Raw genomic sequence first — 22,825 nt, 5'->3', positions numbered from 1 at the left:
TAGCTGTGCCTGTAAAACCGGCGTGCTGCCGCGACCAACGGAGTGATGAGGCAATCAGGGTTTCCCTCGATAGAGCGGGGTCATGTATGCTACGGGACTTCCTGTAACCCCTGCTCCAACCTGACCGGGCAACACCAAAGCCGATCTATGTTGAAGAGGATTAGGCCACCCTTTATCAGTACAAGTAGCCATGCACGAACAATATCAGCCCCGTGAAATAGAAGCCGCCGCCCAATCATTCTGGGACAACCAAAAGTCCTTCGAAGTCAGCGAAGATCCAGGCAAAGAGACTTACTACTGCCTGTCGATGTTCCCGTACCCAAGCGGCAAGCTACACATGGGGCATGTGCGTAACTACACCATCGGTGACGTGATCTCCCGTTACCAGCGCATGCTCGGTAAAAACGTCCTGCAACCGATGGGTTGGGACGCCTTCGGCATGCCGGCCGAAAACGCCGCGATGAAAAACAATGTCGCCCCGGCCAAGTGGACTTACGAAAACATCGCCTACATGAAAACCCAGCTGCGCAGCCTGGGTCTGGCGGTGGACTGGTCCCGCGAAATCACGACCTGCCAGCCGGATTACTACCGCTGGGAACAATGGCTGTTCACTCGCCTGTTCGAAAAAGGTGTGATCTACCGTAAAAACGGCACCGTGAACTGGGACCCGCTGGACCAGACCGTTCTGGCCAACGAACAGGTCATCGACGGCCGCGGCTGGCGTTCGGGCGCGCTGATCGAAAAGCGCGAAATCCCGATGTACTACTTCAAGATCACCGCTTATGCGGATGAACTGCTTGAAAGCCTCGACGACATGCCGGGTTGGCCCGAGCAGGTCAAAACCATGCAGCGTAACTGGATTGGCAAATCCCGCGGCATGGAAGTGCAGTTCCCTTACAACGTCGACTCCATCGGCGAAGCGGGCGCACTCAAGGTCTTCACCACCCGTCCCGACACCCTCATGGGCGCTACCTATGTAGCCGTGGCTGCCGAGCACCCGCTCGCCACTCTGGCTGCACAAGGCAATCCTGAGCTGCAAGCGTTTATCGCTGAATGCAAAGGCGGCAGCGTGGCCGAAGCCGATATGGCGACCCAGGAGAAAAAGGGACTGCCAACCTCGCTGTTCGTTGAGCACCCACTGACCGGTGAAAAGCTCCCGGTATGGGTCGCCAACTATGTATTGATGCATTACGGCGACGGCGCGGTGATGGCCGTTCCAGCACACGACGAGCGTGATTTCGAGTTCGCTACCAAGTACAACCTGCCGATCAAAGCAGTCGTTCGTACCAGCGCAGGCGACGAATCACCTGCTCCGTGGCAAGACGCCTACAACGAGCACGGCACGCTGATCAACTCCGGCGAATTCGACGGCCTGGATTTCGACGCGGCATTCGCTGCCATCGAAGCCGCCCTGACCGCCAAAGGCCTTGGCCAGTCGCGTACCCAGTTCCGCCTGCGTGACTGGGGCATCAGCCGCCAGCGCTACTGGGGCTGCCCGATCCCGATCGTGCACTGCGACACCTGCGGTGACGTTCCGGTCCCTGAAGACCAGTTGCCCGTCATCCTGCCAGAAGACGTCGTGCCCGATGGCGCCGGCTCGCCATTGGCGCGCATGCCTGAATTCTATGAGTGCAGCTGCCCTAAATGTGGCGCACCGGCCAAACGCGAAACCGACACGATGGACACCTTCGTCGAGTCCTCGTGGTACTACGCCCGTTACGCGTCCCCGCACTATGAAGGCGGCCTGGTCGAGAAATCGGCGGCTGACCACTGGCTGCCGGTTGACCAGTACATCGGCGGTATCGAACACGCCATCTTGCACCTGCTGTACGCGCGCTTCTTCCACAAGCTGATGCGTGACGAAGGTCTTGTCAGCTCCAACGAGCCGTTCAAGAACCTGCTGACCCAAGGCATGGTGATTGCCGAAACTTACTACCGTCGCGAAGCCAACGGCGCCCTGACCTGGTTCAACCCGGCAGACGTCGAGCTGGAGCGTGACAGCAAAGCCAAGATCATCGGCGCCAAACTGATCAGCGACGGCCTGCCCGTTGAAATCGGTGGCACTGAAAAAATGGCCAAGTCCAAGAACAACGGCGTCGACCCGCAATACATGATCGAGCAATACGGCGCAGACACCTGCCGCTTGTTCATGATGTTTGCCTCGCCACCTGACGCGAGCCTGGAATGGTCCGACTCGGGTGTTGAAGGTTCGCACCGCTTCCTCAAGCGCGTATGGCGTCTGGCCTATGCCCACGTTGGCCAAGGTCTGCCGGGCACGCTGGACATCGCCAGCCTGAACGACGAACAAAAAGTCATTCGCCGTGCTATCCACCAGGCGATCAAGCAAGCGAGCCAGGACGTCGGCCTGCATCACAAATTCAACACCGCCGTCGCCCAGGTGATGACCGTGATGAACGTGCTTGAAAAAGCACCGCAAGTGACTGAACAAGACCGCGCACTGCTGCAGGAAGGCCTTGAAACGGTTGCACTGGTATTGGCCCCTATCACTCCGCATATCAGCCATGAGTTGTGGAACAAATTGGGCCATGCAGGCGCCATCATCGACGCGCCTTGGCCAACCCTGGATGAAAGCGCACTGATTCAAGACACCCTGCAACTGGTTATCCAGGTCAACGGCAAACTGCGTGGGCATATTGAAATGCCAGCCAGTGCCAGCCGTGAAGACGTTGAAGCCGCAGCCCGCACCAACGAAAACGTACTGCGGTTTACCGAAGGCCTGACGATTCGCAAAGTCATCGTGGTCCCCGGCAAACTGGTCAATATCGTCGCGAGCTAACTGGAACAGGCGCCCGTGCCATGCCCGGGCGCCCAATAAGACCTTCAGGGCCGCCTAGTCGGCCTATCTGGTTTCAAGGGGAGCAACACATGATCAAACGCAACCTGCTGGTGATGGGTCTCGCTATTTTGTTGAGCGCCTGCGGCTTCCAGCTGCGCGGCACCGGCACCAATCAGCTGACGATCACCGAACTCGACGTGAGTGCTCGCAACGCCTATGGCGATACCGTGCGCCAACTGCGTCAGATTCTGGAAAACAGCGGCGTAAAACTGACCGCCAATGCTCCGTACAAAATGGTTCTGACCAGCGAAAAAGAAACTCAGCGCGCCGCCAGCTACTCTGGCAACGGCGGAACTGCCGAGTATCAGTTGACCAACGTGGTGAATTACGAAATCCGGGGTCACAACAATCTGACGCTGCTGAGCAATCGGGTTGAAGCGAACAAGGTTTACCTGCAGGACGGCAGCAACATTGCTGGCGCCAATCAGGAAGGCCAAATGATCCGTAAAGAGATGCGTCGCGACCTCGTACAGCAACTGGTCATGCGCCTTGAGCAGTTGACGCCTGAGCAGCTGGAAAAGCTGCAACAGCAGGCCGATGCGAAGGCCAAGGCTGAAGCCGACGCCATCGAAGCTGCACGCAAGGCTCAAGAGGAAACCCCTCAACAGTCGCCTCTCGAACTGCAAAACCAGTAAGGCATACGGGGCGCTCAGGCGCCCCGCTATCGTTATAGCCCCTATGAAACTCGCCCCCGCCCAACTCGCCAAACACTTGCAAGGCAATCTCTCGCCGATCTACATCATCAGCGGCGATGACCCGTTGCTGTGCCAGGAAGCGGCAGACGCCATTCGCAGCACTGCTCGCCAACAAGGTTTTGATGAACGCCAGGTGTTCAGCGCAGACGCCAGCTTTGACTGGGGCACGTTGCTGCAAGCGGGCGCCAGCATGTCGCTGTTCGCCGAAAAGCGCCTGCTGGAACTGCGCCTGCCCTCGGGTAAACCCGGCGACAAAGGCGCCGCGGCACTGATCGAGTACAGCTCACGCCCGGCCGAAGACACCCTTTTGCTGATCAGCCTGCCCAAGCTTGATGGCAGCGCGCAGAAGACCAAGTGGGGCAAGGCACTTGTCGAGGGACCCCATACCCAGTTCGTTCAGATCTGGCCAGTCGACGCCAACCAGTTGCCTCAATGGATTCGCCAGCGCCTGTCACAGGCAGGCTTGTCTGCCAGCCAGGACGCGGTCGAACTGATTGCTGCAAGGGTTGAGGGCAACCTGCTGGCGGCGGCCCAGGAAATCGAAAAGCTCAAATTGATGGCCGAAGACGGGCAGATCACCGTCGAAACCGTACAGGCCGCGGTGGCTGACAGTGCGCGCTTTGATGTGTTTGGCCTGGTCGATGCCGTACTTAACGGCGAGGCTTCCCACGCCTTGCGCATGCTGGAGGGTTTGCGCGGTGAAGGTGTAGAGCCTCCGGTGATCCTCTGGGCACTGGCCCGTGAACTGCGGGTTCTGGCCAATATTGCGCTGCAATACAGCCAGGGCATTCCTCTGGACAAGGCTTTCAGCCAGGCACGCCCCCCGGTCTGGGACAAGCGCAAGCCGCTGATGAGCAAGGCTTTGCAACGTTACTCGGCGCAGCGCTGGGCACAGCTGTTGATGGACGCACAGCGTATCGATGCGCAAATCAAGGGTCAGGCAGCGGGCTCGGCCTGGAACAGCCTGAGTCGTCTGGCGCTGCTGATGTGCGGACAACGCTTGAGTCTGCCTGCGGAGTAACCCCTGCTCCCACTCACCCATGGCTGGACAACCGCAAAATTCTGGCCGATGATTTGCGCTTGTTCACATCAAGCGAGAGTACCTGCCATGAGCAAGCGCCCCAACAAGGCCAAATCCATCGTCGCCCAACCCCTGTTCCGCAGCCGCCAGGAACGCCCCGCCAAAGGCAAAGGCAGCTACCGCCGCGAAGCCTTCCAGTCGAGAGACCGGGAGGCTTTTTACTTTCTGGCTGCCTGACAGCGGGGATGATAAGGTCTGCATCTGATTTGCATTACCTGGACCTGCGCATGCCCTTAAGTCATAAACGTGGTTGGCCGATGCGCCAACTGATCGCTGCTTCCAGCGTCATCCTTTTAGTCGCCTGCGCCGAGAAACCTACCGCAGCCGATGCCCAACCCTTGCCTGTGACGCCTCCCGCCCCAGCGGTGACCACCAGCGCGCCAGGCACCACCGACACACCTTTTGTCCAGCCCGCCCAGAGCTTCAGCGAGTGGCAGGCCAACTTCCGCGTTCAGGCCCTCAAAGCCGGAATCAGCCCGCAGGTGTTCGATAACGCCTTTGCTGGCGTCACACCCGACATGAGCGTGATCAAGGCCGACCGCAGCCAGCCTGAATTCAGCCGCCCTGTCTGGGAATACCTCGACGGCGCCCTGTCACCCTTGCGTGTGCGTAATGGTCAGCGTTTGCTGGAGCAAAACGCCGAGTTGCTGAGCCGCATCGAACAGCGTTATGGCGTCGACCGCCAGGCACTGGTGTCGGTCTGGGGCATGGAGAGCAACTTCGGCTCGTTCCAGGGCAACAAATCCGTCATCCGATCGCTGGCCACCCTGGCCTACGAAGGGCGTCGCCCGGAATTCGCCCAAAGCCAATTGATCTCGGCGCTGAAAATCATTCAGCAAGGTGATATCAGCGCCGACAAAATGCTCGGCTCCTGGGCTGGCGCAATGGGCCAGACCCAGTTCATTCCGACGACCTATGAAACCCACGCCGTGGATTTCGACGGTGACGGTCGTCGTGACATCTGGAACAGCTCTGCCGACGCCCTGGCCTCGACTGCGCATTACCTGCAAAGCTCTGGCTGGAAACAAGGCCAGCCGTGGGGCTTTGAAGTCATGTTGCCTGCCAGCTTTGACTACGCGCTGGCGGATGGTGCTGTCAAAAAGAGCGTCGCCGAATGGCAGCAACTGGGGGTATTAGTGCCTGAAAGTTCTGCAGCCGGCTCAGAGCAGTTGAGCGCTACCCTGCTGCTGCCGGCAGGCTACCGTGGTCCGGCGTTCCTGGTGCTGGATAACTTCCGCGCTATCTTGCGCTACAACAATTCATCGTCCTATGCGCTGGCCGTAGGCCTGTTGTCTCAGCGCTTCAACGGGGGCGGAACCATTTTGGCTGCGTGGCCAAAAGATGACCGACCGCTGAGCCGTTCCGAACGCGTAGAGCTGCAAACACTGCTGAGCCAGCGCAATTACGATGCGGGCAATGCGGATGGCATTATTGGCGCCAATACGCGCAAAGCAATTCGCAGCGCGCAGCAAGCTATGGGTTGGCCTGCAGATGGCTACCCGAGTCACAAGTTGCTGGAGAGTTTGCGTAGCCGCTGAGTTGCGACTCAACCGGTAGGAGCGGGCTTGCTCGCGAGGCTATCAACTCGGTATTTCTGACTAAACGAGTCGATGCAATCGCGAGCAAGCCCGCGCCCACGGCTCAGGTTTTGACTGTGACCACAGCCTGCTCAAGTACCAATAACTGCTGATCAGCATCCAGCCGCACTTGAGCCCCCATCGGCAAGGTCAGGTTTGGATCACAATGCCCGCTGCGCCATCCGGCCAGCACGGGAATGCCAAGCCCGCCCAATTCCTGTGTGAGCAACCGCTCCAGCGCCCGTACATCAACCCCAGCCACATCCCCTACAAGGACGCCACGCACCTTGTCGAGCTTGCCTGCCAGACGCAAATGCGTGAGCAGACGGTCGACCCGGTACAACGGCTCGTTCACGTCCTCGATAAACAGGATGATGCCTTCGCCATCCAGCTCAAACGCCGTCCCGAGGGTGGCGCAGATCATGGATAGATTGCCGCCCAGCAAACGGCCACTGGCGCAACCTGACGCAAGGGTTGTCAGCGGGTAAGCTGCAGGATGCTCCAGCACAGGCAGTTGCTGCCCGCCAAGCATGCGTAGCAGTGAGGATTCTGTCGGCGGTTGCTTGTTACCCAGCAGGTCGGCGTTCAGCATCGGCCCGTGGAAAGTCACAAAGCCTGCGTAACGTGTAATCGCCAGATGCAGCGCGGTGATATCGCTATACCCCACAAAAGGCTTGGGATGGTTGCGCAGAAGCTCGAAATCGATGCCATCAAGCAAGCGCGGGGATCCGTAGCCACCGCGCAGGCAAAAAATCCCATCAATGCTGTCATCGGCAAAGGCGTCGTGCAGGTCGCGTAAACGCACGGCATCAGAGCCTGCGAGGTAGCCGTCCTTTTCCCACACGCCCGGAAATACGCGCAACTGATAGCCGCGGTCATGCATCCATTGGGTGGCGAGTTTCAGATCAAGTTCGGCGGGACCGGCCGGGGCGATCAGGGCGATCACCCCACCAGCGGGCAACGCGGGCACCGCGCTGTGGGTCTTGAAAGACACGGGCGCGGTGCTCCGGTTTGTCATGGAATCAGGCACTCACCAGCATGGATTTGACCAGCTTGGCTTGTTCATCCGCGTGATACGAAGAACGTACCAACGGGCCGGATGCCACGTTTTTGAAGCCCATTTTGTAGCCTTCTTCGGCGAACCAGGCGAAAACGTCCGGGTGCACGAAACGCTGTACCGGCAAGTGGTTGCGCGATGGCTGCAAGTACTGACCCAGGGTCAGCATGTCGATGTCGTGTTCGCGCATGCGCTTCATGACTTCGATGACTTCTTCATCCGTCTCGCCCAGACCCAGCATCAGGCCGGACTTGGTCGGGATGTGCGGCATCATCTGCTTGAAGCGCTGGAGCAAGGTCAGCGACCACTGGTAGTCGGAACCAGGGCGGGCGGCCTTATACAGGCGCGGCACGGTTTCGAGGTTGTGGTTGAACACGTCAGGCGGCTCGGCTGCGGTGATTTCCAGCGCAACGTCCATGCGACCACGGTAATCCGGCACGAGGGTTTCAAGCAGAACGCCCGGCGACAGCTTGCGGATCTCGCGGATGCAATCGGCAAAGTGCTGGGCACCGCCGTCACGCAGGTCGTCGCGGTCTACCGAGGTGATCACCACGTACTTCAGGCGCAGGTCAGCAATGGCGATGGCCAGGCTTTCAGGCTCGTTGACGTCCAGTGGCTTCGGTCGACCGTGACCCACATCGCAGAACGGGCAGCGGCGGGTGCAGATGTCGCCCATGATCATGAAGGTCGCGGTGCCACCCGAGAAGCACTCGCCCAGGTTCGGGCAGGAAGCTTCTTCGCACACGCTGTGCAGCTTGTGCTTGCGCAGCAATGACTTGATACGGTCGACTTCAGGCGAAACCGGAATGCGTACACGAATCCAGTCAGGCTTCTTCGGCAGCTCGGTGGTCGGAATGATCTTTACCGGGATACGCGCAACCTTTTCGGCACCGCGCAACTTAACGCCGGTCTCAACCTTGGAACGGGCCTCGCTGGCGCGGGCTGCACGTTCTGAGATATCCAGCGTTGGGATCAGGGTTTGAACAGCGTCTTGCGCAGTAGTCATATCAGTCGATTCCGCCCGTCAGGGTCGTCTGCTCAGCATAGTCGAGGTGTTTGACGAGCTGCACACGCAGCCGGGCACCTACCTCGGCAAATTCAATCGGCCCTGCATGGTCACGCAGCTGGGTCATCGCCAGCCCCGCATAACCACAGGGGTTAATCCGTCGAAACGGTTCCAGGTCCATGTCCACATTCAGGGCCAGACCATGGAAGGAGCAGCCATTGCGGATCCGCAGCCCCAGAGAAGCGATTTTCGCGCCGTCAACATACACGCCGGGCGCATCGGGCTTGGCCGCCGCGCTCACGCCATAGCTGGCGAGAAGGTCGATCAGGCACTGCTCCATCCGCGAGACCAGCTCACGCACGCCATAACCCAGCCGACGCACGTCAAGCATCAGGTAAGCAACCAGCTGGCCAGGGCCATGATAGGTCACCTGACCACCGCGATCCGACTTCACCACCGGGATATCACCCGGTAACAGCAGATGCTCGGCCTTGCCTGCCTGGCCTTGGGTAAACACCGGCGGATGCTGCACCAGCCAGACTTCATCTTGCGTGTCCGGCTCAAGCTTGCGCTCATCGGTGAAGCGCTGCATCGCCAGCCAGGTGCGCTCGTAATCAAGCTGACCCAGTTCGCGAATACCCAAGACCTGCGACATCACAGCACCATGTGTACGAAGCCGGTGGCTCGCAGTTCGCTGTTGATGTTGTAGAGCTGATCCTGATCTGTTGCCACGATGTGCAACTGGATGGTCGTGTACTTGCCGTTGGTGCTCTGGCGCTCGTCGACACGATCATCGTTGACCGTCGCGTGTTTCTTGACGATGTCGATGATCCTGTCCTTGTTGCCCACACCCGTGTCGCTGATCACCTTAACCGGGTAATCAACGTTGGGGAATTCGATCTTTGGCGCCTTTACTTCAGTATCGGTCATGGCGTATTGGCCTCGTAAGCCTTGAGCTACAGAGATAACCCCGCGCCGTGTAAGCGCGGGGCCATGCAGGTGGGTGCTATCAGTTGAACAGACCGTAGAAGAATAGACGGATGCTGTCCCAAACGCGTCGGAAAATACCGCCTTCCTCAACGGGCTCCAGTGCGATCAGGTCGGCACTGTGCACAACCTTGTCGTCCAGCTTGACCTCAACCTTGCCGATCACATCGCCTTGGGCGATAGGGGCCATCAGTTGCGGGTTCATGGTCATGCTTGCAGCCAGCTTTTTCAATTGGCCTTTAGGCAGAGTCATGGTCAAGTCTTCGGCCAGGCCGGCCTTGACTTGATTGGTGGTGCCTTTCCAGACCGGGGCCTGAGCCAGCTCTACACCCTTCTGATAGAACGTCTGGGTTTCGAAGAAGCGGAAACCGTAGGTCAGCAGCTTCTGTGTTTCGGCAGCACGGGCGACTTCGCTGTTGGTACCAAACACCACGGCAATCAGTCGCTGACCATCACGAACAGCCGACGACACCATGCAATAGCCTGCTTCGTCGGTGTGACCGGTTTTCAGACCGTCAACGGTCTTGTCACGCCACAGCAACAGGTTGCGGTTAGGCTGCTTGATGCCGTTCCAGAAGAACTCTTTCTGCGAGTAGATCGCGTAGTGAGTCGGGTCTTCGTGAATGATGGCACGGGCCAGCAACGCCATGTCGTGGGCCGACGAGTAATGCTCAGGGTTTGGCAGGCCAGTCGGGTTCATGAAGTGGCTGTTGGACATGCCCAACTCGCCGGCGGTCTTGTTCATCATGTCGGCAAAGGCGTCTTCGCTGCCGGCGATGTGCTCGGACAAGGCCACGCTTGCGTCGTTACCCGACTGAATGATGATGCCGTGCAGCAGGTCACTGACCGACACTTGAGTGCCGACCTTGATGAACATCCGCGAACCACCGGTACGCCAGGCGTTTTCGCTGACGGTGACAGGATCATTTTCGCCGATCTGGCCGCGACGGATTTCCAGGGTCGCGATGTAAGCAGTCATCAGCTTGGTGAGGCTGGCTGGCGGCAGACGCTGGTCGCCGTTGTTCTCAACCAGCACGTTACCGCTGCTGGCATCCATCAGAACATAGGACTTGGCTGCAAGTTGTGGCGGCGACGGCATCATCTCGACTGCCCAGGCGGCAGGAGTGACGATCAGCGGTACAAGCAGGCACAGGCGTTTGGCTAAAGTGGTGATGTTCATCCGTCTCTCGAAGTTGTTAATTGAAACTTACCCTCACGGGCAAAACTGTACAGGCAGTCGTATGACTGACTGCCGCGTATTCAGTTGCAGTCCCGGCCCCTGGAAGGGCTTTTATTCTTGACCTCTGCAACTGCGTTTGGGCCCTTGATGCTCCGGCCCAACGCTTTGATCGGTGTTACTGATCCGACGTCACAACGCTTGGCTGACCCAAATTGGCCTGGCGCACGCTGTTTTGCGTTTGCTGTACTTCACCCGCCGAGGCAATGGGCCCCAGGCGCACTCGATGCAAGGTTTGCTGATTGCGCACAATCGAGCTGATGAATACTGGGGTGCTGACCATGCCACTGAGCTTGGAACGAAGCAACTCGGCGGCGTCCGGATTGGCAAAGGCGCCTACCTGCAAATACGTACCCTGGCCCTTGGGCAGTGTGCTGACCGGTACCACATCGGCGGCGTGCTGCTGGGCCGGCGGCGTCCATTGCTCAATCTTGCCGGTAGAGACGGTCGGCCCGGTGTTCTGGGCCATTTTCGGCTCATTGAGCATCAAGGGAGCCGGACGACCACGCTGGGCCCACCAGGCTTGCGGGTCAATCCCTTCAACCTTGACCCGTGCCGTACCGGTTTCGGCATAGCCCAGTTTCTTGGCGGCAGCGTAGGAGAGGTCGATGATGCGATCCGAATAAAACGGGCCACGGTCGTTGACCCGCAGGACCACGGCCTTGCCGTTATCGAGGTTGGTCACTTTGACGTAGCTGGGCAACGGCAGGGTTTTGTGCGCCGCGCTCATGCCGTACAGGTCATACACTTCGCCATTGGCCGTGTTCTGACCGTGAAACTTGGTGCCGTACCAGGACGCAGTGCCAGAAGCCACATAGGTCTTGGACTCTTGCATCGGAAAGTAGGTCTTGCCCAGCACCGAATACGGCGCGGCCTTGTAAGGACCGCTGTGCAAGGTCGGCGTGGCATCCGGGATACGGGATACGTCGACATCCCACCACGGCGCACCATCTTTATGGGCGCGGTTGATGTCCAGGCCCGGCTTGGAACTGACACCGCCAGAGGTTTGCGGGGTCGTCGAACGGCTGCTGGAGCAGCTCACCACCAGCAACGCCAGGGCGGCGCAGGCAGCGAGCTTCAAAGGTGTGCGGATCGCTAGAAACGGCATTACTTGTTGCCCCGTGCTTGAACCAGCAGGTCGGACAGTTGATGCACTGCCATGGCGTACATCACGCTTCGGTTATAGCGCGTGATCGCATAAAAATTCTTCAGGCCCATCCAGTATTCAGGGCCATTGGCGCCTTCAAGACGGAACGCCGTGACCGGCATATCGTCGGGCAGCGCATCATGACTCGACCAGCCCAGCGCTCGCAACTCCCCGACGGTCTTGACCGGCTCAATGCCCTGGGTCAGGCCTTCATCGGCCCGATCACCGGTCACATCGGCGCGAATCACCACCGGCTCACCGGCCACCCAGCCGTGACGCTTGAAGTAGCTGGCAACACTGCCGATGGCATCGTCCGGATTGCTCCAGATATTGATATGACCATCACCGTCGAAGTCCACGGCATAGGCGCGAAAGCTGCTTGGCATAAACTGCGGCAAGCCCATCGCCCCGGCATAAGAGCCTTTAAGGGTGAGCGGGTCAACTTGCTCTTCGCGGGTCAGCAGCAGGAACTCACGCAGCTCCTTGCGAAAAAACTCGGCGCGCGGCGGGTAATCGAACCCCAGGGTCGACAGCGCATCGATCACCCGGTAGTTGCCGGTGTTGCGGCCATAAAAGGTTTCGACGCCGATGATCGACACAATCACCTGGGCCGGAACCCCGTACTCCTGCTCGGCGCGGGCCAGTACGGCTTCGTGTTCACGCCAAAAATCCACACCACGGGCAACCCGGGCGTCGGTCAGGAACATCGGGCCGTACTCTTTCCACTGTTTAACGCGTTCGGCCGGGCGAGAAATGGCATCGAGGATGCTCTGTTTACGCTCTGCCTCACGGAATACGCCCATCAGTTGCTCGCCGGCAAATCCGTAGTCGCGGGTCATCTCACCGACGAACTCAGCCACCTGGGGCGAGCCTTCGTAGTCACCGGCTACCGCGCCCTGCGCTGCCCCGAACAGACCCAGCAGGCCCACCCATGACGCGTATCGAGCGGCCCAGCCACGCATTGCTTGCATTGAATAATTCACCTTAATCAAACTTGTGCGATCCACTTGCGATGTGTGTGAATCGACATCAAAACCCCAAACGCTGACAACAGCGTCACGAGCGAAGTGCCGCCGTAACTGATAAATGGCAATGGCACGCCCACCACCGGTAGCAAGCCACTGACCATACCGATGTTGACGAAAACATAAACAAAAAACGTCATGGTCAGGCTGCCCGCCAGCAATTTGCCGAACAGGGTCTGCGCCTGGGCCGTGATCACCAGGCCGCGACCAATCAACAGCAAGTAAATCAGCAGTAACGCGCAGATGCCGACCAGGCCGAACTCTTCGCCCATCACCGCAATAATGAAGTCGGTGTGGCTTTCGGGAAGAAAGTCCAGGTGCGACTGGGTGCCCAGCAGCCAGCCCTTGCCGAACACCCCGCCCGAGCCGATGGCGGCCTTGGACTGGATAATGTTCCATCCGGTGCCCAGCGGATCGCTCTCAGGATCGAGGAAGGTCAGAACCCGCTGTTTCTGATAGTCGTGCATCACGAACATCCACATGGCAATCGCCACGGGCACCGTCGCTGCCAGCACGCTGAGGATCCAGCGCCAGCGCAGCCCGCCCATAAACAGCACGAACGCACCGCCCGCCAGTACCAGCAAGGCCGTACCCAGGTCGGGCTGGCGCACAATCAGGGCAAAAGGCACCCCGATCAGCATCAGGCTGACCGCCACATGCTTGAGTTGCGGTGGCAAGGTCCGCTTGGACAGATACCAGGCGATGGTCGCCGGCATGAGGATTTTCAGGAACTCCGAGGGCTGGAAGCGAATCACACCCGGAATATTGATCCAGCGTGTGGCGCCCATGGCGTTGTGGCCCATGACGTCCACCACCACCAGAAGCAACACGCCAGCCAGATAACCGATCGGTACCCAGCGGGCCATAAAACGCGGTTCAAGCTGAGCGATGATGAACATCGACACCAGCCCGATCCCGAATGAAGTCGCCTGCTTGCTGAGCAAGTCCCAGTTCTTGCCACTGGCCGAATACAGGACAAACAGGCTGCCGGCCGCCAGGGTCAGCAGCAAAATCAGCAGCGGGCCATCCAGGTGCAGACGCTGAAGCAGCGTGGCACGCCGACGCATCACATCCTCGCTGGAGAGGATGCGGTCAAAATTACTGATCATTGGCCGTAACCTCTGCCTTTACGGGACCGCCGTACTCGGGTTTGAGTTTGCCGTCTTCACCCAGCAACCAGGCGTCCATGACCTTGCGCACCACAGGCGAGGCTACGCGGCTGCCGGCTTCGCCGTTTTCAATCATGACCGAGACCGTGATCTGCGGGTTGTTGGCCGGGGCAAAGCCGACGAACAAGGCGTGGTCACGGTGACGCTCCTGAACCTTGGAGCGGTCGTATTTTTCGCCCTGCTTGATCGCCACCACCTGTGCCGTACCGCTTTTGCCGGCAATCAGGTATTGCGCGCCAACACCCGCAACCCGCGCCGTGCCACGTGCGCCATGCACCACTTGCTGCATGCCGTGGTTGACCTTGGCCCAGTTGGACGGGTCACGCAGGACGATGTCCGGTACCGGATCCGGATCCACCGGCGGCACGCCTTCGATGGTCTTGGCCAGGTGCGGACGAATCCACTTGCCTTTACTGGCAATCAGCGCCGTGGCCTGGGCCAGCTGCAGGGGCGTGGACTGCATGTAGCCCTGACCGATCCCCAGAATCAACGTCTCGCCGGGGAACCAGGCCTGACGCCGGGTGGCCCGTTTCCACTCGCGGGACGGCATCAGCCCGGCGGATTCCTCGAACATGTCCAGGGAGACCTTTCGCCCGATACCGAACTGATTCATGTAGGTCGACAGACGATCAATCCCCAGCTTGTGGGCCAGATCATAAAAATAGGTGTCGTTGGAGCGCATGATCGCGGTGTCCAGATCGACGTAGCCGTCACCGGTGCGGTTCCAGTTACGATATTTGTGATCGTAATTGGGCAACTGGTAATAGCCGGGGTCATACACGCGTGAAGTACCACTGATCACGCCACTGTCCAGCCCCGCAATTGCGACGGCGGGCTTGATGGTCGAACCAGGTGGATACAGGCCGCGCAGGATGCGGTTGAACAATGGGCGATCAATCGAATCGCGCAGCTCGGCATAAGCCTTGAAGCTGATGCCGGTCACGAACAGGTTGGGGTCGAAACTCGGCTGGCTGACCATGGCCAGCACTTCCCCCGTCATCGGGTTAAGTGCAACCACCGCGCCACGACGCCCTGCCAGGGCCTCTTCGGCCGCCTCTTGCAGCTTGATATCGAGGCTGAGCACGATGTCTTTGCCGGGGATCGGGTCGGTACGCTTAAGCACCCGCAATACCCGGCCCCGGGCATTGGTTTCGACTTCTTCGTAACCCACCTGGCCGTGCAGCTCGGCTTCGTAGAAACGCTCGATGCCGGTTTTGCCGATATGGTGCGTGCCGCTGTAGTTGACCGGATCGAGGGTTTTAAGCTCTTTCTCGTTGATCCGCCCCATGTAACCCACCGAGTGCGCAAAGTGCGCGCCTTGCGGGTAATGGCGCACCAACTGCGCAACCACCTCCACCCCGGGCAGGCGGAACTGGTTTACAGCAATCCGGGCGATCTGCTCTTCGTTAAGCTCAAACAGAATGGGCACCGGCTCAAATGGCCGCCGCCCCTGCTTCATGCGCTTTTCAAACAGGGCGCGATCTTCAGGCGCAAGCTGCAGCACTTCAACAATGACGTCGAGCACTTGCTGCCAGTCGCCGGAGCGCTCGCGGGTCATGCTCAGGCTGAAGCTGGGACGGTTGTCCGCAATAACCACGCCATTACGGTCAAAGATCAAACCCCGTGTAGGCGGGATCGGCTGCACATGCACCCGGTTGTTTTCTGACAAGGTGGAGTGGTACTCGTACTGCACCACCTGCAGATAATAAAGTCGCGCGAGCAATACGCAGATCAATCCCACCACGACAAATGCGCCGACCACGACGCGTCCGCGCACAAGGCGTGAGTCTTTCTCGTGGTCTTTAAGGCGAATCGGCTGAGACATTCAGGGCGCTGAGCTATTTGTGATACGGGTGCCCGGACAACACTGTCCAGGCGCGATACAACTGCTCACCGATCAGAATCCTTACCAACGGGTGCGGCAACGTCAATGGCGACAGCGACCAGCGCTGGTCAGCGCGGGCGCAGACTTCCGGCGCCAGCCCTTCCGGGCCACCGACCATAAAGTTCACCGTGCGCGAATCCAGGCGCCAGCGGTCGAGTTCAACCGCCAGCTGCTCGGTACTCCACGGTTTGCCGTGCACTTCCAGGGTTACGATCCGCTCACCGGGGCCGACTTTGGCCAGCATGGCCTCGCCTTCCTGACGGATGAATCGAGCCACGTCGGCATTCTTGCCACGGGTATTGAGCGGTATTTCCACCAGTTCAAGGGCCAGCTCGGATGGCAGACGCTTGGCATATTCATGCCAGCCTTCTTCCACCCATTTAGGCATACGTGAACCGACAGCGATCAAACGCAGGCGCACAGCGAACCCTTACTCTTGGTCTTTGTTGAGCTTCAGGAAGTGCTCATGGGTGTTTTCCGGGCTGTGGTGAGCAGCACTGCCAGCACGGCTTTGTTCAGCACCGGCCCACAGACGCTCCAGGTCGTAGAACTGACGGGCACTGGCGGTCATCATGTGAACGATCACGTCGTCCATGTCCAGCAGAACCCAGTCGCTGTCGCCCTTGCCTTCTTCGCCCAAAGGCTTGACGCCCAGAGCCTTGACCGCTTCACGAATCTTGTCGAGCATCGCGCCGATCTGACGGTTCGAAGTACCGGTAGCGATGATCATGAAGTCAGTGATGCTGTGCTTGTCACGAACGTCGATGACCTGAATGTCCTGGGCCTTGACGTCTTCCAGAGCGCTAACCGCTACCTTGACCAGCTCTTCGCCCTTGAGCGGCTCGTTGGTGAAGGTTTTTTCTGGCAGAGGGGCGCTTTTGAACGTGCCTTTGCGCTTTACTTTGCTTACATCTTTGTCAGTCATATAAAACTCGTTTTGCTCGTATGTTCGGGTGTTTCAATACACGTCAATTCGCGCCTTGAAACACGCCCTTTTTAGTTCGACGCACGGTAAAGCCCGTGCGCATCGATGTAGGCCAGGACCGCGTCGGGCACCAGGTAACGTACCGACTTACCGCTGGCCAGCAGTTGACGGATCTGGGTGGCGGATACCGCGAGCGGCGTCTGCCAAACGAATGCAATCTGTCCGCTTGCCCCCTTCAGGGCCAGCGGGTCGCTTACCGAGCGCGCTGCCAGCAGGTTGCGCAAGGCATCCGGCGGTTCGCTGTCGGCATCCGGGCGCTGTAGCACCAGGATATGGCAATGCTGGAGCAACTCTTCCCAGCGATGCCACGTGGGCAGGCCGCAAAAAGCGTCCCAACCCAACAGTAAAAACAACTGGTCGTGCGCGGCCAACTCGGCCCGCATCAGTTCCAGCGTATCGATCGTGTAGGACGGTTTGTCCCGCTGCAGCTCCCGGGCGTCCACTACCAGCGTAGCCACTCCTGCGACAGCACACTCGACCATCGCCAAACGGTCATGAGCCGACACCTGGGGCGTATCGCGATGGGGAGGCCTGGCATTGGGTGTCAGACGAAGCTCGTCGAGCTCCATCATTTCAGCCACTTCAAGTCCGCCACGCAAATGCCCGATATGCACCGGATCGAAGGTTCCACCCAGCACGCCTATGCGCAGGGGTAACGCTTCGATTTTCGGTGCCGGCCCTGACGCTTTAAGAGCGACCAAGTCAGACCGGCTCCTGACCGCGCAACTGGCCATCACCGACCACAATGTACTTCTCGCAGGTCAGACCTTCGAGACCGACCGGTCCGCGGGCGTGCAGCTTATCAGTAGAAATGCCAATCTCCGCACCCAATCCGTATTCAAATCCATCGGCAAAGCAGGTTGGTGTGTTGAGCATCACGGAACTGGAGTCCACTTCGGCCATAAAACGCCGGGCTTCGCCCTGATGTTCGGTCACGATCGAGTCGGTGTGGTGGGAGCCGTAGTGATTGATGTGTTCAATCGCCTGATCAAGCCCGTCGACAACACGAATCGACAAAATCGCGTCCAGGTACTCGGTGTTCCAGTCATCTTCAGTCGCCGCCACCACGTCGATCAGCGCCTGGGTGCGTTCGCAACCGCGCAGTTCGACGCCCTTGGCGCGAAATTGTTCAGCCATTGCCGGCAGAAACTCAGCAGCCACCGCCTGATCCACCAGCAGGGTTTCCATCGCCCCGCAAATGCCATAACGGTAGGTTTTGGCGTTGAACGCAATGCGTCGGGCCTTCTCCAGATCAGCATGGGCACTGACGTACACATGGCAAATCCCGTCCAGATGCTTGATCACCGGCACCCTGGCGTCACGGCTGACACGCTCGATCAGGCCTTTGCCACCCCGTGGCACGATCACGTCAACGTACTCGGGCATGGTGATCAATGCGCCCACTGCGGCGCGGTCGGTCACTTCAACCACTTGCACCACGGCTGGCGGCAGACCGGCCTCGGCCAGCCCTCGCTGAATACAGACCGCAATGGCACGGTTGGAGTGAATGGCTTCGGAACCACCGCGCAAGATCGTCGCATTGCCTGACTTCAGGCACAGACTGGCGGCATCAATGGTCACGTTCGGACGCGACTCATAGATGATTCCGACTACACCCAGCGGCACGCGCATCTTGCCTACCTGAATACCCGAGGGGCGGTAGCTCATGTCGCGGATCGCGCCAATGGGGTCTGGCAGGCTGGCCACCTGACGCAAGCCGACAATCATGCTGTCGATGCGTGCAGGGGTCAGCGCCAGGCGCTCCAGCATGGCCGGCTCAAGGCCGTTGGCCCGGCCAGCGGCCAGGTCCAGTTCGTTGGCGGCAACAAGTTCCAGGCGAGCGGCATCCAGTGCAGCGGCAGCGCCGTGCAAGGCACGGTTTTTCTGCGCAGTGCTGGCACGGCCAATCACGCGGGAAGCTTCGCGAGCAGCGCGACCCAGGCGGGTCATGTAGTCAAGAACGGACTCAGTCATGGTCTCAAGGGTCTTGGCAGGGAGGAAAGCGGCCGATTATAGCGGTCCAACCGCCTTACGCACAGCGGTGGCAGGCGGATGGTCGAAATGGACTACAAATACACGGCGTTCAGCCCCGATTAAGCATGACTTGCTATTATCTGCCCCTTTTCAGCTATCCACTGACCGCCCTGAAAATGCCCATGATGCTGCCTGATGCCTTTTTCGACCGCGACGCCCAGCTTCTGGCTCGTGAACTGCTGGGCAAAGTCATCCGCCATCGGGTCAACGGCCTGTGGCTCAGTGCACGGATTATCGAAACCGAAGCCTATTACATGGCCGACAAGGGCAGCCACGCTTCGCTGGGGTACACCGAAAAACGCAAGGCGCTGTTTCTGGATGGCGGGCACATCTATATGTATTACGCCCGTGGCGGCGATTCTCTGAACTTTAGCGCCCACGGCCCCGGCAACGCGGTACTGATCAAATCGGCTTTCCCGTGGCTGGATGAACTGTCGGGCCCGGACAGCCTGGCGCAGATGCAACTCAACAACCCCGATGCCCAAGGCAACCCGCGCCCCGAGCAGAAACTCTGCGCCGGGCAAACCCTGCTGTGCAAAGCACTGGGCCTCAAAGTCCCCGTATGGGATGCAAAATGTTTCGACCCCGAACGTTTATGGGTCGATGACGTCAGAGAAAAACCTTCGCGGATCATCCAGACCACTCGCCTGGGCATACCCCACGGACGGGACGAGCATTTGATGTACCGCTTTGTTGACGCTGACTACGCCGGGCATTGCACCCGAAACCCCCTGCGCCGCGGTCAGGTCGAAGGACAGGATTATGTGATTGTGCAAAACCCGTAACCCCTGTTGCGGGAGCGGGCAAGCCCGGCTCCCACGGGCTCTACACTGGCTCACACATTGACCCGAGCCCGCTTCAAGACTGCTGCTCCCACAAGAAACCTGAAAGCGAATAAGGAAATTGAAACATGGGCCCGTGGCTCGATAGCGTAACCGGCTGGCTGACAGCCAACCCGCAGTGGCTGGGCCTTGCGGTGTTTATTGTGGCGTGCGTGGAGTGCCTGGCGATTGCCGGGATCATCGTTCCCGGCACCGTGCTGTTGTTCGCCATTGCCGTGATGGCTGGCAGCGGCGCCCTGTCACTGGGCCAAACGTTGCTGTTGGGATTTATCGGCGGGCTACTGGGTGACGCGGTGTCTTACGCCTTGGGCAGACGCTTCCACCAGAACATTCGACGCTTGCCACTCTTGCGCACCCACCCTGAGTGGATGAACGGTGCCGAGAGCTATTTCCATCGCTATGGCATTGTCAGTCTGTTGATTGGTCGTTTTATCGGCCCATTGCGCCCCATGTTGCCGATGGTGGCCGGGATGTGCGACATGCCGCTGCCTCGATTCATCGGCGTCAGCCTGCTGGCGGGTGCAGGCTGGGCGGTTGCGTATCTGCTGCCAGGCTGGGCAACCGGCGCAGCCATTCGCCTGCCGCTGCCCGAGGGCTTTTGGCCTCAGGCAGCCATCGTTGCCGTGGGGCTGGTTGCCCTGCTGGGTCTGAGCATCAATGCCAGCATCCGCCGCCAACCCAGAGCCACACTCCTGATCGGTGCGTTAAGCCTGACCCTGCTGCTGGCCGTTTTCATTGGCTACCCGCACATGACCGCTTTCGACCAAGGCATCACTGCGCTGGTACAAGAGCACCGCAGCAGCGCCATGGACACCGCGGCGGTACTGGTGACGCAAATCGGCAACTTCCGCACGCAGTTTTTAGCGGCGGCGCTGGTGTGCGTCATTCTGCTGTTTGCAAGGCAATGGCGGGCGATGTGGTTCTTTGGCGGGGTCACGCTGTTTACGGCCTTGGCCAATACGGCGACCAAACACTTTTTCGCCCGAGTGCGCCCCGAAGTACTGGTCGACCCGTTGACCAGCTACAGCATGCCCAGCGGCCACAGTTCGGGGGCATTTGCGTTTTTTGTAGCCCTGGCGATTCTGGCCGGACGCAATCAGCCCCAGCGCATGCGCGTCACCTGGGTACTACTGGGGTGTTTGCTGGCAATTACCGTGGCGATGTCGCGGGTGTACCTGGGGGCTCACTGGCCAACCGATATCACCGCAGGCGCCCTGCTCGCCATCACCGTCAACGCACTTGCCCTGGCGTTGAGTCAGCGATTCATGCCGCTTGAGCCCGTGCCTCAGAAAATCTGGTGGCTGATCTTGCCATCGGTGACTGCGCTCTACGGCTTTTTCATGCTGGCCCACCTGTCCAAAGAGCTGCTGCGCTACGCCTATTGAACCGAGCACGGCATGACGCCCGCGAGGTGCTCTATAAATTGAACGCCTCGCCCTGGATCTCATCGAGCAACACCTGGATCCCGTCCAGACGCTGCTGCGGGTCATCGACCTGTAGCAGTTCGATCTTGTCCGCTTCAGCAAAAGGCAACAGGTACGCCAGTTGATTGGCCAATGACTGCTGCCCGGCCACTTCGGTATTCATGTTCAAGGCGGCGACCATCGGGTGCTCGGCCAGCGCCTTGAGCAAGGCCAGCAGATCCAGATCCTCGTCCTGAAGCGGTTGCTCGGGGATCTCGCTCAGCCACTCGACCTGTGCTACCAGCAACTGGTCGCGCTGCAACTCAGTGCTCAGCACCTCAAAGCGACGCCCGCCTTCAACCCGAATCCCCAGCAGCCCATTGTCCTGCTGCTGAAAGTCGCGGATCAGCGCTTCGCAGCCGATCCCGGCGATGTCCTGGGGCGCATCACCGACTTCTCGCCCCTCAAGGATGCACACCACGCCAAAGCCCGTGCCCTGCTTCATGCAGCGGGCAATCATGTCCAGATAGCGCGCTTCAAAAATCTGCAAATCCAGTACACAACCCGGAAACAGCACCGTCTTCAAAGGAAACAGCGGCAACGTCATACACTCACCCTTACACCACGAGGGTCACGGCCAACGGCAAGAAGACTGCCGTGGCAACGCCCATCAGACTCATCGCCAACGCCGCAAAAGCGCCGCATTCTTCACTCTCCTGCAACGCCACCGACGTGCCGACTGCATGCGCCGTCATGCCCAGCGCCATGCCACGGGCCTCCGGGCTATGAACCCCCAAAAGCTGTAGCAGGGCCGGCCCGCAAATTGCGCCTATCACCCCTGTAATCAATACAAACACTGCTGCCAGCGCGGCGACACCGCCAATCTGTTCAGCCACCAGCATGGCAATCGGCGAGGTGACCGATTTGGGCGCAAGGGTCATCAGCATCATGTGTTCGGCCCCGAACCACCAGGCCAGCCCCACCACCAGCCCGGTGGCGAACACACCGCCAATCATCAGCGTAGTAAAAATGGGCCAGAACAATTGACGAATTCGCCGCAGGTTCAAATACAACGGCACCGCCAGCGCCACCGTCGCAGGCCCCAGCAAGATACTCAGGATGTCCGTGCTTTTGCGGTACTCGGCATAGCTCAAGCCGCAACTGAGCAATACACCGATCACCAGCAGCATCGACGCCAGTACGGGCTGCAGGAAGAGCCAGCGGGTTTTTTCGTAGGCGGCAAGTACCAGTTGATAGGCACCCAAGGTGATGCCAATGCCAAACAGTGGATGGTGGATGACTGACTCCCAGGCGCCTTGCCATTGAACACTCATGGCCGCTCCTCAGGGTGGCTGTGACGCTTGAGCAGGCGCTGCATCAGCACCCCCACAAACCCCATCGAGATCAACAGCGACAGCACCAGCGCACCGACGATGGCCCAAAAGTCAGCGGCAATATCGGCGGCGTACACCATGACGCCCACCGCGGGTGGCACCAGCAACAAGGGTAGATAACGCAACAGACTGCTGGCCGCCTCGCTCAATGGCTCGCCGACCTGACCCCGCACCATCAAAAAGCCCAGCAACAGCACAAGCCCAATAATGGGACCGGGCAACACAGGGACGAACAAGTGATTGAGCGCAGTGCCCAGCAATTGAAACAGCACCAGCCAAGTCAAGCCGCGTAACAACATCTCACCTCTCCAGCGATTTTTTTTGTGCCGCATTATAAGCACGTCCCGCCGACCAACGGCCCTGGCTTGCACCCTGGCATGCAATAACTGTCGATGTTTCATCCGGGCCTATAGACAGTCCCCATTGCTACGGCATACTCGGTGG

At 59.5% G+C, this 22,825-nt stretch carries 23 protein-coding genes; 7 read left to right on the top strand and 16 right to left on the bottom strand.

The window, feature by feature from the left end; genetic code table 11:
- The first annotated feature begins 190 nt into the window (after positions 1-190).
- The 5 genes from leuS (at position 191) to KO536_RS18875 (ending at position 6,171) form a co-directional block, all read left to right on the top strand.
- On the top strand, positions 191-2,797 hold the full coding sequence (gene leuS, locus KO536_RS18895) for a leucine--tRNA ligase (RefSeq protein WP_133077011.1): 2,607 nt from the start codon (positions 191-193) through the stop codon (positions 2,795-2,797).
- A gap of 89 nt (positions 2,798-2,886) precedes the next feature.
- Positions 2,887-3,492 (top strand): LPS assembly lipoprotein LptE, encoded by a 606-nt coding sequence (lptE, locus tag KO536_RS18890; RefSeq protein WP_133077012.1) that lies wholly within the window; start codon positions 2,887-2,889, stop codon positions 3,490-3,492.
- A gap of 43 nt (positions 3,493-3,535) precedes the next feature.
- On the top strand, positions 3,536-4,573 hold the full coding sequence (gene holA, locus KO536_RS18885; RefSeq protein WP_219262638.1) for a DNA polymerase III subunit delta: 1,038 nt from the start codon (positions 3,536-3,538) through the stop codon (positions 4,571-4,573).
- 87 nt (positions 4,574-4,660) lie between these two features.
- Positions 4,661-4,810 (top strand): alternative ribosome rescue factor ArfA, encoded by a 150-nt coding sequence (arfA, locus tag KO536_RS18880; protein WP_003444166.1) that lies wholly within the window; start codon positions 4,661-4,663, stop codon positions 4,808-4,810.
- A gap of 50 nt (positions 4,811-4,860) precedes the next feature.
- Positions 4,861-6,171, top strand: a complete 1,311-nt coding sequence (locus KO536_RS18875; RefSeq protein ID WP_133077014.1) for a lytic murein transglycosylase — start codon at positions 4,861-4,863, stop codon at positions 6,169-6,171.
- Positions 6,172-6,274: 103 nt separating this feature from the next.
- On the opposite strand, the gene KO536_RS18870 is transcribed toward KO536_RS18875, so the two are convergent.
- The 13 genes from KO536_RS18870 to KO536_RS18810 all read right to left on the bottom strand — a co-directional run bounded on the left by KO536_RS18870 (position 6,275) and on the right by KO536_RS18810 (position 18,682).
- Positions 6,275-7,228, bottom strand: coding sequence for an LD-carboxypeptidase (locus KO536_RS18870; RefSeq protein ID WP_133077015.1), 954 nt, complete (start codon positions 7,226-7,228; stop codon positions 6,275-6,277).
- A gap of 4 nt (positions 7,229-7,232) precedes the next feature.
- Positions 7,233-8,273, bottom strand: coding sequence for a lipoyl synthase (lipA, locus tag KO536_RS18865; RefSeq protein WP_133077016.1), 1,041 nt, complete (start codon positions 8,271-8,273; stop codon positions 7,233-7,235).
- 1 nt (position 8,274) lies between these two features.
- The gene (lipB, locus tag KO536_RS18860) at positions 8,275-8,928 is read right to left on the bottom strand and encodes a lipoyl(octanoyl) transferase LipB (protein WP_133077017.1); all 654 of its coding nucleotides are present in this window, start codon (positions 8,926-8,928) and stop codon (positions 8,275-8,277) included.
- Positions 8,928-9,203 (bottom strand): DUF493 domain-containing protein, encoded by a 276-nt coding sequence (locus KO536_RS18855; RefSeq protein ID WP_019824211.1) that lies wholly within the window; start codon positions 9,201-9,203, stop codon positions 8,928-8,930. The genes lipB and KO536_RS18855 overlap by 1 nt, the downstream gene beginning before the upstream one ends.
- 79 nt (positions 9,204-9,282) lie before the next feature.
- Positions 9,283-10,440, bottom strand: a complete 1,158-nt coding sequence (locus KO536_RS18850; RefSeq protein WP_133077018.1) for a D-alanyl-D-alanine carboxypeptidase family protein — start codon at positions 10,438-10,440, stop codon at positions 9,283-9,285.
- A 175-nt stretch (positions 10,441-10,615) separates the two neighbouring features.
- Positions 10,616-11,605, bottom strand: coding sequence for a septal ring lytic transglycosylase RlpA family protein (locus KO536_RS18845; protein WP_219262637.1), 990 nt, complete (start codon positions 11,603-11,605; stop codon positions 10,616-10,618).
- A complete protein-coding gene (mltB, locus tag KO536_RS18840) occupies positions 11,605-12,615 on the bottom strand; it encodes a lytic murein transglycosylase B (protein ID WP_133077020.1) in 1,011 nt (336 codons plus the stop codon). Before mltB ends, KO536_RS18845 begins: the two co-directional genes overlap by 1 nt.
- A 17-nt stretch (positions 12,616-12,632) precedes the next feature.
- Positions 12,633-13,736 (bottom strand): rod shape-determining protein RodA, encoded by a 1,104-nt coding sequence (gene rodA, locus KO536_RS18835; RefSeq protein WP_219262646.1) that lies wholly within the window; start codon positions 13,734-13,736, stop codon positions 12,633-12,635.
- 31 nt (positions 13,737-13,767) lie between these two features.
- Positions 13,768-15,663 carry a penicillin-binding protein 2 gene (mrdA, locus tag KO536_RS18830; RefSeq protein ID WP_219262636.1) on the bottom strand — a complete coding sequence of 632 codons (1,896 nt, stop codon included), beginning with the start codon at positions 15,661-15,663 and terminating at the stop codon, positions 13,768-13,770.
- Between the two features lie 13 nt (positions 15,664-15,676).
- Positions 15,677-16,144: a 23S rRNA (pseudouridine(1915)-N(3))-methyltransferase RlmH gene (gene rlmH, locus KO536_RS18825; RefSeq protein WP_003444191.1), complete on the bottom strand. Its 468-nt coding sequence runs from the start codon at positions 16,142-16,144 to the stop codon at positions 15,677-15,679.
- A gap of 9 nt (positions 16,145-16,153) precedes the next feature.
- On the bottom strand, positions 16,154-16,648 hold the full coding sequence (gene rsfS / locus KO536_RS18820; RefSeq protein WP_219262635.1) for a ribosome silencing factor: 495 nt from the start codon (positions 16,646-16,648) through the stop codon (positions 16,154-16,156).
- A gap of 71 nt (positions 16,649-16,719) precedes the next feature.
- Positions 16,720-17,442: a nicotinate-nucleotide adenylyltransferase gene (gene nadD / locus KO536_RS18815; protein ID WP_257623002.1), complete on the bottom strand. Its 723-nt coding sequence runs from the start codon at positions 17,440-17,442 to the stop codon at positions 16,720-16,722.
- Positions 17,411-18,682: a glutamate-5-semialdehyde dehydrogenase gene (locus KO536_RS18810; protein ID WP_219262634.1), complete on the bottom strand. Its 1,272-nt coding sequence runs from the start codon at positions 18,680-18,682 to the stop codon at positions 17,411-17,413. Before KO536_RS18810 ends, nadD begins: the two co-directional genes overlap by 32 nt.
- A 176-nt stretch (positions 18,683-18,858) precedes the next feature.
- Between KO536_RS18810 and KO536_RS18805 the strand changes: the two genes are divergently transcribed.
- Positions 18,859-19,527, top strand: a complete 669-nt coding sequence (locus tag KO536_RS18805; protein WP_133077086.1) for a DNA-3-methyladenine glycosylase — start codon at positions 18,859-18,861, stop codon at positions 19,525-19,527.
- A 125-nt stretch (positions 19,528-19,652) separates the two neighbouring features.
- Positions 19,653-20,969, top strand: coding sequence for a bifunctional DedA family/phosphatase PAP2 family protein (locus KO536_RS18800; protein ID WP_219262633.1), 1,317 nt, complete (start codon positions 19,653-19,655; stop codon positions 20,967-20,969).
- Between the two features lie 31 nt (positions 20,970-21,000).
- Here the strand turns inward: KO536_RS18800 and KO536_RS18795 are convergent, their stop codons facing one another.
- Genes KO536_RS18795 through KO536_RS18785 form a run of 3 tightly spaced genes read right to left on the bottom strand, consistent with a single transcriptional unit; the run spans position 21,001 to position 22,680 of the window.
- On the bottom strand, positions 21,001-21,594 hold the full coding sequence (locus KO536_RS18795; RefSeq protein ID WP_219262632.1) for an LON peptidase substrate-binding domain-containing protein: 594 nt from the start codon (positions 21,592-21,594) through the stop codon (positions 21,001-21,003).
- 10 nt (positions 21,595-21,604) lie between these two features.
- On the bottom strand, positions 21,605-22,321 hold the full coding sequence (locus KO536_RS18790; protein WP_133077028.1) for an LrgB family protein: 717 nt from the start codon (positions 22,319-22,321) through the stop codon (positions 21,605-21,607).
- Entirely contained in the window at positions 22,318-22,680 is a 363-nt protein-coding gene (locus tag KO536_RS18785) for a CidA/LrgA family protein (protein WP_133077029.1), read from the bottom strand. Before KO536_RS18785 ends, KO536_RS18790 begins: the two co-directional genes overlap by 4 nt.
- Between the last annotated feature and the right edge of the window lie 145 nt (positions 22,681-22,825).

This window comes from Pseudomonas sp. NKUCC02_KPG, from assembly GCF_019345465.1.
Lineage (GTDB): Bacteria > Pseudomonadota > Gammaproteobacteria > Pseudomonadales > Pseudomonadaceae > Aquipseudomonas.
The sequence above is the reverse complement of the archived record's forward strand: the minus strand, read 5'-3'. Positions and strand labels throughout refer to the sequence as shown.